This window comes from Janthinobacterium sp. LM6, from assembly GCF_002002885.1.
GTDB classification, from domain to species: domain Bacteria; phylum Pseudomonadota; class Gammaproteobacteria; order Burkholderiales; family Burkholderiaceae_D; genus Janthinobacterium; species Janthinobacterium kumbetense.
On sequence record NZ_CP019510.1, the window covers coordinates 500,414 to 512,906 of the forward strand.

Sequence of the window (12,493 nt, forward strand, 5' to 3'; positions counted from 1 at the left end):
TATTAAAATGGAAAATGAATGGCTTGCTGCAAAGGTGGCAAACCGTTTCTACTGTGGCGGAACGACAATCACTTGCACGTCACTAACGGCAACACCCTCAAAAATACTCGGAATCGTCGCCGTCCGGCCGATGGCGGCGACCGCGAACACGAAATCGGTTATCAGGTCCTGTCCCGTCAAATCACGGCATCGTTGCGCGAGTTCAAGCACAGCGATGACGTCGGAGGGCGCGACACCGAATTTCCTGACAATCGCACTGTCGCCGTTGTTGCGCGCGACAGACAGGTGCAGACCGCATAGACTTGCCTCCTTCAGAAACCATTCGACCCGTTCGCTTCCCAGCGGCAGTAGGAAACGCGCCTGTGAATGGAGGATTTGAACGGTAAAACAAACATATCCGGTATCTTCCGGCGCCGTGAACGCGCTGAGCCGAAATCCCACGCCCCCCGTCCCGTCTCGTAGTGCATCCCACATTGCTTCCGGGATGCCGCCGCATAAAAACCACTCATGTTTGATATCGCTCGGGATGTCCGAGCGGCTCAAGGTCGCCGCGTAAACTTCTTGCGGCGACATCAGGCGGCCGATGGCGCCGCAAAATTGTGCATTGTGCATGTTGTCCTTTTCAAACGACCGCCAAAACGAGGGCCTTGCACTGTATAGCGACCTTCACGGAAACGGTGCTTGCCACGTGGCCTTCACGGCTGACGGCCCAATAAAAAACGCCCCCCCCCCCCCGGAATAGGCGAGGGCGTGTTTCATTCCTCCCCCGACGAGACGAATGACATGCATCTATGTGTATAGCGACATTTTCTAAAAAGACATGCTTTTAACCGCCGCTCGACAATATTTTTCAAACCTATGCTTTTTGAATAGACGGTAGCTACACGTTGCATCCCCCGAATTGGATGCAATGTGATGAACGAACCGAATGCTCTACCGGGCGCGCCCGCGCGTCCTCTTCCCGCCGATGCCGCCGCGTCGGCATCCGTGCCTAAAGCGCCCTTCTGGACCTTGCCACTGCCTGCGGCGATCAACACCTGCTCGGCATCCTCGCTGCCAAGAAAACTGCGTCCGTCGCAACAGGGCGTCGAAGCGCTGCTGGCACAAGCGCTCGACGCGGAAACTACGCGCCTGCTCGGCCTGGCGTACTCGCCGCTGTTTCCCGACGAGGCGCCATTCCGAACCCTCGCCGACATCCCGCACGAGACGTGGGTGCGCGACGGCCATATCCTTAACGCGATTGCTCGTGGACTGGCCACGTACCAGGCCGGCTTGGTCGCCGCTGCGGGCGAGATATCCGCGTACATCGATTACAGCGAAGAGGATGTCCGCGCGCTGGCTATGAAGCTGGCGCGTGAGGAAATGCCGCCGCTGCTCAAGCTTCGACTTGCCGAAAAATTACTCGGCATCGCCATTCCAGGCAAGACGCTGGCCGCGCAGTTGGCGCGCCTGTTCGACGCACGTTACTGGCGCCGGGCCCTGCGCGTACGCGTCCTGCGCGCAAGAGAGCATTTCTTTCTGCGCCTGCACCTAATCGGCAAGCGTGGCGAGGCCTACGCGTCTGATGCGTGCGTCACCGTGCGCATAGCCCAGCTCAAGCGTCAGTCGGCGTGGATGAGGGATACCGTGCTTATCCCGCGCTATCCCCTCCCGGTCGCCGAAGGCGAAAATCCCTATGAACCGCTCACCTTGGAACAGGTCGCGCCGGGGCCAAAAGAGCGCTTCGCCAAGCTCTACACGTTCGTCAAGGCGGTCGACGTCCTCGGCCAGGAAGCAAGCCTGGCGTCGGCTATGGTGACGGTGACCCTGGAGCCAGAATGGCATCCAAACCCGTCGCACGGGCAAGCTAGCTGGAACGGGGCGTCGCCGCGCGAAGCACACCGCTCGCTATGCCACCGCTGGCAAGCGATTCTGCGCGACCTGCACCGCGTCGCTATTCGCTTGTCAGGATTACGCGTGGCCGAACCACACAAGGATGCCTGTCCGCACTGGCACATCTGGCTGCTGTACCGCCCCGAGCATGAAAACCGGATTCTGGCCGCCATCATGAAGTATTTCCCCAACAAGCTGAAAATCCGGGCGCCGTTCCGCAAGGGTATGCCCAATACGAGCGCCGACGTCATGTTCGACAACCGAGAACTTCTGCTCGGCGGCGCCTCGCGGGCGCTGACGCACCCAAAGGAGGGGGCCCAGGTCGAGGTGTCGCGCATCAACCGCGACATCTCGTCCGGCGCCAGCTACGCGATGAAGTATTTGCTGAAGACGGTCGATGCCGGCGATGCGCTGAATCAGCAAGCCGGCCTGTTCCCGGCCGACAACGACGACGCCACGCGCGAGAAGAAACGGCGGCACGAGGACAACGCGAAACGCGTCGACGCCTACCGCAGCGTCTGGGGCCTCAACCAGGGCCAGCTGTTCGGCATCGCGAAGTGCTTGACCTCCTGGGACGAGCTGCGCCGGCTGACGGTCGCCCCGAAGCACCGGCTCTTGAAAAAGCTGTGGGCGCTCGCCCGCGGCGGCGGGGAGGAAGGCCGCATCGAAGCGAGCGCTAGCCAGCGCGGCGACGCTGTCGGCTTCATCAAGGCCCTTGGGGGCCTCGATGCGTGCCGCAACGCCAAGGCCAAAACCGGGCGCCGCTTCTCGATTGGCCGGCTGGTCGAGGACTCCCTGAACGCCTACGGGGAAACCATTACCCGCACCATAGGCGTCACCCTATTGTTGAAACGGAAAGCGAAGGTAGTCAAGGAGCGCGTCGTGCGCGCCACCGGTGAGATCAAGAGCGCGCAGGTGCAGTGCACCGTCACAACGGTGCTGACGAGCGTACGTACGCACTTGATAGAATGGATGCTGGTGCCGAAGGGCCTAGCCAAGCAGGTAATGGAGCGGGCCGAATTGCTTGAGCAGCTTGCCAGCGAGCAGGTCGGCATCAAGCGGCGTTGCCGGGAGGAACGGGCCATGGCCGAAACGCTCCGACTTGAAAAAGTGGCAAAATTGGAAATAGGCGTACCGATTCCAGCCTGACTCCTAACCGTTGCACAACACCATCCGGCATGCCGGATATTTGCACTGCCCCGTCATCGTCAAAACGGTCGAAAAGGAGCGAAACGCATATGAAATTGGCGCTGATTGGAGCAAAAATCGCGCAAATCTCCACCTAAAAACCAAAAACGCGAAAAAGCCGAGCGTGTAGCTCGGTTTCGTCGCGGAAAACTTTACTTAGTTATCCAAGGCGACCAGATACTTCGCCCGCGGCGACGTCGGGCCCTGCCAAGTACTTGGATTTTTCTACTTTTGATGGTTTAATAGGGTTATTAGTTACTTAGGATGAAAATGGACAGAGTTGTGGCACACGTTCGGATAAAAAAAGCGGCAGAAATGTTAGGCGTTACGGCACAAACAGTGCGGAATTGGGTGGCCGCGGGCCGCCTCCCGTCAGTACGGCATCCGATCAACGGCTACCGTCAATTTCGAATAGAAGACATTGAGAAAGTCTTAGCGCTGTCGGATGGAGGCATGACTTGTGAATCTGTCGCGCTCAATGCCACGGAGGTATGCCATGAAGTGGCATCTCAAGGTCCAATTTCGTATTCGTTGAAGGATGGTTTGGGCGTTCGAACAATTCGACTTAGTGATGGCCGCACAGTCTCGACCTCGCTCCCCTCTAACTGGAAGTCTGGAAGCTATGGGGCGGCCGAATATGAGTACGATTGGCTGCGCCTAAAGGTCGCCCCGAAAGCGCCAGAGCTTGGACGGCGAGTCCGAGTAGGCGACGCATTCTGTGGCGGCGGAATATTCTCGTTGGGCGTTGACGAGGCGTTGCGCAGCGTCGGCATGACCCCGGTACATGCATTTGGCCTGGATTTTAACGCGGATGCAATTCGGACCTTCAAGCATAACTTTCCAGGGTCAGTCGCCATGCAGGATGATGTCACAAGTGTGATTAATGGCGAGGTTGGGAAGGCAGAGACGATTGAGGAGTTGCGCTTCCTGGAGGCCGTCGGCGGCAGTGTCGATGTTCTGTTGGCCGGCCCCCCGTGCCAAGGTCACAGCGATCTGAACAACCACACCCGAAGGCAGGATCCGAAAAATAGTCTTTATTTTTCGGTCGTGCGACTTGCCGAATTGCTTCAGCCGGCATTTGTCCTGGTAGAAAATGTTCCGGGTGTCGTTCATGACCAAGGGGCAGTTGTGAACCGGACGAAAGAGGGGTTGGAGGCGCTCGGGTATCATGTTTCGTCGTCACTCGTAGAGCTGATTCACATTGGCGTGCCGCAGAAGCGGAAGCGCTACTTAATGGTCGCTTCGAAAAAAGGTGCGGTTGATATCGCTGGCGCCATCGCAGCTAATTCTTGCGATGTTCGACCCGTGTCTTGGGCGATTGGCGATCTAGACGATGACTACGATGAGTCGGTGATTTATCGGTCTTCCTCAAATCACTCCGCAGAAAATTGTCGGCGCATTTCGTATCTGTTTGAGCACGATTTGTATGAACTGCCGAATAAGGAGCGACCGCCTTGTCACCGCGACAAAGCGCATAGCTATGTTTCCGTCTACGGCCGCATGTGGTGGGATAAGCCGGCCCCGACAATTACAGGTGGTTTCGGTTCAACCGGTCAAGGGCGGTTTGTTCATCCATTGTTCAAGCGCACATTGACTCCTCACGAGGCGTTTCGTCTTCAGTTTGGCCCAGATTTTTTCCATTTTTCAGAAGATACCGGACGACGTGCAATGCAACAGATTATTGGTAATGCCGCTCCTCCGAAGCTCAGTCAAACAATCGTCATCGGTGCGGCAATTCAGGGAGTTTTGCTTTGAAAGTAATGGGCTTATTTAGTGGTATCGGCGGTTTTGAGCTTGCGTTTGCCCGACATGGGGCCGAATGTGTTGGCCTCTGCGAAATCGATGAGGTTGCACGTGCAGTTCTCACGGCGCGTTTTCCAGATGTGCCCCTTTATGGTGACGTAGAAGCGATTGAGTCGTTGAATGACGCGGACGTTGTGACAGCGGGATTTCCATGCCAGGATCTGAGTCAAGCCGGCGGGAGAACGGGCATAAAAGGCTCACGTTCGGTCCTGATTGACCATGTCTTTCGTCTGATAGCGGCAGCAGAAAAGAAGCCCGAATGGGTAGTGCTGGAGAACGTCTCCTACATGCTAAAACTTAAGGGCGGAAACGCCATGCTCCACATTATCGAACAGGCCGAAGCTCTCGGTTATAACTGGGCATACAGAGTCCTAGATGCCAGATGTTTTGGCTTGCCTCAACGGCGCGAGCGGGTAGTGATTCTGCTCTCGCGTACTCAGGATGCATCGCAAGTGCTATTCCCAGCCGGTCGGGTCGAACCTAATGTGGATGATCACGTGGGACTCGTAAGTCCGCAGAGCGTATATGGCTTCTATTGGACCGAGGGGAAGCGCGGCTTGGGGTGGGTGAAGGACGCCGTTCCTACCATTAAAGGCGGCTCCGCACTTGGCATCCCGTCGCCACCGGCGATTTGGAACCCGGCAACCGGCGAATTTGGAACGCCTTCGATCGCTGACGCGGAGCGAATGTTCGGCTTTACCCCTGGCTGGACGGAACCGGCATCAGCCAGTTCAAGCAAGGCAGGCGCCCGTTGGAAGCTCGTCGGCAACACAATATGCGTCCCAATGGTCGAGTGGGTTTGCAAGCAGATCATGGCTCCACGAGGCTTGGAGGCCTTGACAGATGCTCTCGCAGAAACCGCGCGGTTGCCGCTCGTTGCCGCGTACGGCATAGCCGGGCGCCGATATGCCGTGAACGTGTCTAAGTGGGCTATAACAGCACCACCTCCACAGTTAGGACAATTTCTCGTTGATTCGTTAAAGCCCTTATCAGTACGTGCAGCGTCAGGTTTCTACAGCCGAGCGCTTGAAAGTACTACAATTCGGTTCGCGGACGGTTTTCTTACCAGTTTGGCATCGTATATAGAGCGCTCTAAATTGGCTTCGTCGTTGAGCTAACCGAAGGATAGGTATGTCAGAAGAGGTAGTGCAATCTGAAAGTGCTGAGATGCAACGCGACGCCTTTTGGGCGGCGGCGAACGGTTATGCAGAACCGAGTAGCGGCGGGGATTCGAAAGCATCATTGCTGCAGGTCGTTAAGACGCTTGGCGGTCTACCGTCGTCGGCCCATGTCTATGTGGCTAAGCTAACCGCTGCCGGCTTTAACAATCAAATCTGGCAAGGCAAGAGCATTTCACAAGACAACGAAATTCTTGTCTTTATAGACCAGACTTCGAATCCAAATCTTGTTCATCAGGCCGTTCGGAGCCGGCTTAACCCCAGAATTGACAGCGGCTTCGAATGCATTGTTATTGGTGAATCCAGAGCCGAAGACGACTGGGACGTGCATTCTGTAGTCGAATTCGATCATTCCCAGATTGGCGCAAATCTTAGCGCCATACTAGGATCTGCACTCAACGTTGAGCAGGTGCCCGACCCGGCTGTGGCGGCCGCATCGTTGGCGGCTGCCGCGCAGGCGGTCGCTGAACCGTTACCGCCGCCAATAGCGGAAAGTGACCTCACTGCTGCCGAGGTTGTCGAACACCTGTACGAAGCCAAAAACGTCGTCTTGGAGGGCCCACCAGGCACTGGAAAGACTCGGCTTGCGCAGCAAGTCGCGGACGTCCTCGGCGGAGGTGACGCGACACCTTTTCGCCTTGAGACCTTACTCGATGGGTGCGGAGTTGGCGACCGAATCGAGGAGCTACGTGCAGCGCCGGTTGTATGGGAAATTATTCAACTACATCCAGGTTTCGGATATGACGAATTTGTACGGGGGCTCCGTACTAACCCCGAAGCGGAAGGCTTCGACCTTCAGACTGTTGACGGAATCCTTCCGCAAATGGCGCAAGTTGCTTCGTTGCGGAAGGGCAAACCCACGTTGTTGATTATCGACGAGATAAATCGAGGGAATCTGTCAGCAATTTTGGGCGAGACGATATTTGCGATCGACCCCGCTCACCGCGGGCGGGAGGTGCGACTGCAATATGAGGCGCCCCCCGGCGGCAAGGACACGCTCAGTGTGCCGGAGAATCTGTACCTGCTCGCGACTATGAATTCAGCTGACCGTTCGATAGCTATGCTCGATTTTGCAGTGCGGAGGCGGTTTCGCTTCCTCAGACTGCCGCCCTCAGTCAACGCGTTAGCTGCCTTTTACTCGGCAAGTGCGCACCGGGCGCAGCGAGTTAGTTTGCTCTTTCAACTGTTCACAGCCGCAGTCGCTGATCGCGATTTGCAGCCTGGGCACTCGTACTTCATTGTTCGGAATCATAGTGCGCTCACAGACGATGAGTGGGCTCAACAAATAACCGCAAGAGTTGTCCACGATATTAGACCGCTTTTCGATGAGTACCGCGAAGAGGGAATGCAGATTATGCAATCTAGGCTCACGATTGGCGAAGAAGCAATCGACCTGTTAGCGGCGCCGGCGGAAGCGGTCCGAACCGCAATGCTGACTTGGCTTAAACCTTTTACGGAGTCCCAATGAGGAAGGACGAGCTTCAGGAGGCGGTAGCGCGAGCGGCGGGCGTACCGATGAATAAGGTGACAACGAAGCAGCGTCCTGGCACGCAAATCAAGGCAAATGCATTGTGGGAAGGCAGCTGTACGCCGGCCGCGGCCCGTACAGCGGCCGGACTGTTTCTTGCGGAGGACGCGCCAGACTTAGCGTTTGAAGGAGCCATCCGGCGCATGACGCTGCCTCCACCGTTTCCGAATACAATTATTGTTCTTTCCGAGATGGGGTCTGAACTGCCAGGCGTGAAAGTTTTCGGCTACCCCGATAGCTCTTCAGCAAAGTTACTTGCAGCGGCACTAGAGGTGCCGGTCGAATCCGTGCCCAGGCCATTGGTTACGCAAGTCTCTCGGCGACCGACTGAAGCATTTGACATAGACATGCTCTTGTCGAACCTCAGGGAAACGCCAAACATCGTGTTGCAGGGGCCGCCTGGGACCGGCAAGTCAAGCTTGGTCTTGGCGCTAATCCGTTCATTGGCGGAGACCGAGGCTATGACTGCCGAAGAGTGCCGTTTCGGCCGCCTGGTGGCGGAATCCGGCGGTGATGTCGACAGCTTTTTGAAGGATGCGAGCGCCTGCCAGGTGCCCCCTGTCATCTGGGAGTTCGTGCAATTACACCCAGGCTATGCTTATGACGATCTAGTGCGCAAGGTAGTACCACGGACTAAAGATGGGGTAATGCATCTGAGGACCGAAGATAGTTTGCTACCGCGCCTTTGCAAGCTTGCTGAGATGCGTCCCGATAAACCGGTCATTTTAGTTCTTGACGAAATTAATCGGGGGAATCTTGCGGCAATCCTGGGCGAGTTCGTATTCGCCATTGACCCCGGGCACCGCGGTGCGAAAGTACGGCTGCAATATCAAGGCTTGGGCCTTGCGCCGGCGGTTTCTGTTCCTGAGAATCTTTGGATTGTCGGCACGATGAATACCGCCGACCGCTCGATCGCCATGGTTGACTATGCAGTACGGCGCAGGTTCCGTTTTTTGGAAGTACCGGCGAGCCCCACTATTGTTGACCAGTATTATGGTTCGGACTCTGCGGAGGCGACCGTCGCTCGGAAACTGTTTGACGAATGTAATCTTGGCTTGCCCTCCCGCCTCCAAATCGGCCATGCGGCGTTTCTGGAAGACGCTGAGCCCTCTGTGAGTTGGCCGGCCCGAATGGCGCGTAAAGTGGTCTATAACGTGTTCCCGTTACTTTCTGAGTACGTTAAGGAAGGGTTGCGCGACGTCGGTCCGGTTTCTTTTAACGACGAGAAATACGCCCTCGACGGCCAACGCGCAGCAGCGCTAGCTTTGACTTCGTCGATTCGGGGAATGCTCGCGAGCCCTCAATGATCAGCTTTGCTGCAGAAATATTAGTACAAATAGGGCTTGTTGTTTCCGATTCAGCTCCACAATTTGTCTTGGAGTTCAGTGAGCACGAAAGTAGAACGTGCGTGTTGCCTAAGCAGGGCGGCGATACCGTTTTTGAGGACATCCTTGACCTCCTAGGTGATGTGATCCGAAGCGGAATGTTGGCGGTTGAGGCTCAGCGGAACAAAGGCGGTGCAACTCTTCTCGTTGTGCAGTCCTCAAGTATTGTCGGCTTCGCGACGTCGTCGAGCACTGCTGGTGAAAGGGTGTTCGTGCGGGTTCACCCCAAAGTAGGTACAGGACGCATGCTAGAGTTAGCTGTGCTTGCTGAAATGCTTCCAAATTGGAAACTAGGCGGTGCCGATATATCTCCATCAATCGAAGAGGCGCTTTTAGAATGGACTCTTGGCGCATTCGATGAGGGTTTGCGGCGCCTGCTCTTGAAAGGGGGACTTCGCAACACGCATGAACGTATTCGGGCAGAGCTGAAAAACCGCGTGCGCGGACGCTTGCTTCCAGGACCTTGGTTACGTAATGTTGCTAAAGGAAAGCCAAACGTCCTTCCCGCAGAGTTCCCATCGTTAGAGTTTGACAACCCTGCCAATCGGCTCTTGCGATGGGCTATTCATGTTGGAATCGTTGTAGCGCAATCAATGCCCCGGACTAAGGGAATTGCTGAACGGCTGCGGCAAAAGGACCGGCAGTTCGCAGGCGTAATGCTAGCCAAGCCCCGGGCGCCGCTGCTGAACATGAACGGTTTACCTACGAATCTGCGCCACTACGCAGAGAGTTTGTCACTTGCTCGTCAAGTCATCGACAGCGTTCGCTTGGGAATACGACCGGGCGAAGTCGAGGCAATGTCAATTGCGATAGATATGAACGATGTCTACGAGCGCGCATTTTTCAATGGGTTAATGACTCACCAGCCCCAAGCAAGCCGCCACGAGACTTGGAAAATACATTATTCCGCAGCTGTTCCGGTAGAAGAGGGCAAGCATGCTCGTTCAACCGAGATGATTCCGGACGTTTGGATCCAAGGCACACAAGGGCGTTTGCCAATTGTCGTGGACACAAAGTGGAAGAACTTGCTATTTAAACGAGGTCCGGTCGACCTGGGAGACTTGTTGAGCGCGGAAGAGACTAAAACCATCAAGCTACGCCCCGAAGACCTGTACCAGGCGACGGCTTACGCGGTTGAGGCACTGCAGCGCCGACTTGCGGATGGGCACCTGTGTGACGGATGCGTCGCAGCGCTTGTGTACCCGATCACTAGACCAATACCGGACTATGGTCGCGAGATTCAACTTGGGCCGTTCCGGATAATTATCCGAATTGTAGCTTGGAATGTAACCGCGCCACCTTTGGTGGAAATTGGGAAAATCTGGGAGCGCTTGAACATCCTGGCAACAGGTGTGTCGCTTGGAACGCGGTCGACCGATGGCTAGGTTCTAGGCTGAGAGGACCGAATTGAGCGCACCATTCTTTTACTTGAAGGCATAGAAATGGTCGATATTTACGGCAAAGCCAAGCGCAGCAACTTGATGTCGCGTGTAGCTACACGGAACACAGGTCCGGAGATGGTGGTTCGCAGGATTGTGTTTTCGCTAGGGTACAGGTATCGCCTCCATGTGAAAAATCTCCCTAGTAGCCCGGATATAGTATTACCTCGGCACCGGAAGGTCATCTTGGTCCACGGTTGCTTTTGGCATCGACATTGCTGCAGGGCTGGAAGGCCGCCGTCCTCAAACACTGAATTTTGGTTGCCTAAGCTCCAGAAGAACGTTGAGCGGGATCAGCGAAACGTCGTAGCTCTACAGGGGCTTGGATGGCAGTGCCTCATTATTTGGCAGTGCGAGCTTAAGCAGCCAGATGCCGTTGCGTTGAGAATCAAGAGTTTCCTTGCTCCAGAGGGCAGCGAGCGTTAGCAAAAATAAGGAAGAACTTGGGTCAAATTGGGGAAAATTTCCTGGGAATTACTTCCTTCTATCGCTCTTTGTTGCTAGTTGCTGCCCGTTCGTTTAAGCTGTAGTTTCAAGGAGTTGCAGCTGTCACGGGGGCGAGTGGAGGAAACCATGTTGGCCTCCGAAGCCAAGGGTCGTGGGTTCGATCCCCGCCAGCCGCACCAAGATGTCCCGGTCGTTTCCTCCATTTTTCCCCCTCTGTTCGCAGTTGATGGGTCGCGCTGTGCTGTTCGCCTTGCCGTTCTGGCGTCGTGTCGTGCTTGTCCCTGCACAAATTGTTATACTATTTTGGTTGCGTTTATTGCGTTTGACTCGTAAGCTTGAACGAGAAGTAGGGAGGAATACCATGTCGAATGTAATCGATCGTCTGGACAATAAAGAAGACCTGGAACTGGCGAAAGCGGCGCAGCGTTGCCTGGTCAGTGCGCTCGATCATTCGCGTGCCGTGCAGATTGCCGTTCTGGAAGAGGGTGCGCAGGACCTGGGCGACGCCCCCTTGCTGCGCTTGCCGCCGAATGTATTGCGCCTGTTTGCCGATGTGCTGGGCACCTTGGCGCAAGGGAAGGCCGTGACGGTCATGCCCAAGGAGCTCGATGTAACGACCCAGGAAGCGGCGATGTATTTGAATATGTCACGGCCGTATCTGGTGCGCTTGTTTGAAGCGGGGAAAATTCCCTATCATAAGGTGGGTACGCACCGCCGGCTGCGCTTTGAGGATGTGGTGCAGTACAAGGATGAGCGCAAACGGCGTTCGGAACAGGCCTTGCAAGCCTTGGCAGATCAGGCGCAGGAGCTTGAACAGGGGTATTGATGGCCGGATACTACCGTTACACTGCCGTTCTCGATGCCTGTGTGTTATATCCTGCACCCTTGCGCGATCTATTGCTGAGTTTGGCGGCGGACGGTATCTTCAGCGCGCGCTGGACAGCGCAGATACAGGAGGAGTGGCAACGCAACTTGCTGCTCAAGCGACCTGATCTCGACCCTTCGGCGTTGGTGCGCACCAGCGCGCTGATGGCCGAGGCAGTGGAGGATGGCGTGATCGATTCTTACGAATACCTGATCGATACCTTGATCTTGCCCGATCCGGACGACCGGCACGTTCTGGCGGCTGCTATCGTGGGACATGCTGATGCCATCGTCACGTTCAATCTCAAGGATTTCCCGGACGCACTCATGCGCGGGCACAACATTGAAGTCTTGCACCCGGATGATTTTCTGGTGGCCCAGTATGAATTGGCCCCGATACGCATGCTCAGCGTCGTCAAGGAAAACCGGGCACGATTGCGCAAACCGCCCAGATCCTCAGCCGAATTGATTGCCACCTACGAAGCGCAAGGCTTGCCGCAACTGGGCAAGTTGCTGCGTTCCGCGATTGCTTTGCTCTGGCGTCTGCTTCAGCAACCCGGCAATAGCCGTTCCACCGCTCTTCCTCCCTTGAAATACCTGCCTCCGTTTTTCTGAAGCCTGCATTGCCGTTTTGTTAGGCATGCTCCTGCCTGAAACATCTTTGACGCCCCTGCCGTTGTCCGTTTGCAACCTCCAAAGTGTTCCAGTTGCCGATATCAAAATTGATATCGAAACAGTGGAAAAATTGATTGGAGAGATTATCGCCCAGCCCCTAAGATAAACGCCGAG

10 protein-coding genes and 1 tRNA gene are annotated in these 12,493 nt (G+C 55.9%); 10 read left to right on the forward strand and 1 reads right to left on the reverse strand.

The features are described 5' to 3' along the window. Positions 1-48: 48 nt before the first annotated feature. Positions 49-612 (reverse strand): hypothetical protein, encoded by a 564-nt coding sequence (locus tag BZG29_RS02165; protein ID WP_077398547.1) that lies wholly within the window; start codon positions 610-612, stop codon positions 49-51. A gap of 303 nt (positions 613-915) precedes the next feature. Between BZG29_RS02165 and BZG29_RS02170 the strand changes: the two genes are divergently transcribed. The 10 genes from BZG29_RS02170 to BZG29_RS02215 all read left to right on the forward strand — a co-directional run bounded on the left by BZG29_RS02170 (position 916) and on the right by BZG29_RS02215 (position 12,319). Beyond that, positions 916-3,021 (forward strand): replication endonuclease, encoded by a 2,106-nt coding sequence (locus BZG29_RS02170; protein ID WP_077398549.1) that lies wholly within the window; start codon positions 916-918, stop codon positions 3,019-3,021. Positions 3,022-3,330: 309 nt separating this feature from the next. Beyond that, positions 3,331-4,815 (forward strand): DNA (cytosine-5-)-methyltransferase, encoded by a 1,485-nt coding sequence (dcm, locus tag BZG29_RS02175; RefSeq protein ID WP_171984921.1) that lies wholly within the window; start codon positions 3,331-3,333, stop codon positions 4,813-4,815. A gap of 5 nt (positions 4,816-4,820) precedes the next feature. After that, complete coding sequence (dcm, locus tag BZG29_RS02180) at positions 4,821-5,981, forward strand: DNA cytosine methyltransferase (protein ID WP_077398554.1); 1,161 nt, start codon at positions 4,821-4,823, stop codon at positions 5,979-5,981. A gap of 49 nt (positions 5,982-6,030) precedes the next feature. Further along, positions 6,031-7,509, forward strand: a complete 1,479-nt coding sequence (locus BZG29_RS02185; protein WP_171984922.1) for an AAA family ATPase — start codon at positions 6,031-6,033, stop codon at positions 7,507-7,509. 47 nt (positions 7,510-7,556) lie between these two features. Next, positions 7,557-8,876: an AAA family ATPase gene (locus tag BZG29_RS02190; protein WP_171984923.1), complete on the forward strand. Its 1,320-nt coding sequence runs from the start codon at positions 7,557-7,559 to the stop codon at positions 8,874-8,876. After that, positions 8,873-10,339 carry a hypothetical protein gene (locus tag BZG29_RS02195; RefSeq protein ID WP_077398560.1) on the forward strand — a complete coding sequence of 489 codons (1,467 nt, stop codon included), beginning with the start codon at positions 8,873-8,875 and terminating at the stop codon, positions 10,337-10,339. The genes BZG29_RS02190 and BZG29_RS02195 overlap by 4 nt, the downstream gene beginning before the upstream one ends. A 96-nt stretch (positions 10,340-10,435) precedes the next feature. Beyond that, positions 10,436-10,819 carry a very short patch repair endonuclease gene (gene vsr, locus BZG29_RS02200; RefSeq protein WP_253192876.1) on the forward strand — a complete coding sequence of 128 codons (384 nt, stop codon included), beginning with the start codon at positions 10,436-10,438 and terminating at the stop codon, positions 10,817-10,819. A 131-nt stretch (positions 10,820-10,950) separates the two neighbouring features. Next, positions 10,951-11,019: transfer RNA gene (locus BZG29_RS02205), tRNA-Arg, on the forward strand. Then, positions 10,992-11,666 carry a helix-turn-helix domain-containing protein gene (locus BZG29_RS02210; RefSeq protein ID WP_077398564.1) on the forward strand — a complete coding sequence of 225 codons (675 nt, stop codon included), beginning with the start codon at positions 10,992-10,994 and terminating at the stop codon, positions 11,664-11,666. The genes BZG29_RS02205 and BZG29_RS02210 overlap by 28 nt, the downstream gene beginning before the upstream one ends. Beyond that, positions 11,666-12,319: a putative toxin-antitoxin system toxin component, PIN family gene (locus tag BZG29_RS02215; RefSeq protein ID WP_077398566.1), complete on the forward strand. Its 654-nt coding sequence runs from the start codon at positions 11,666-11,668 to the stop codon at positions 12,317-12,319. Before BZG29_RS02210 ends, BZG29_RS02215 begins: the two co-directional genes overlap by 1 nt. Positions 12,320-12,493 lie beyond the last annotated feature (174 nt).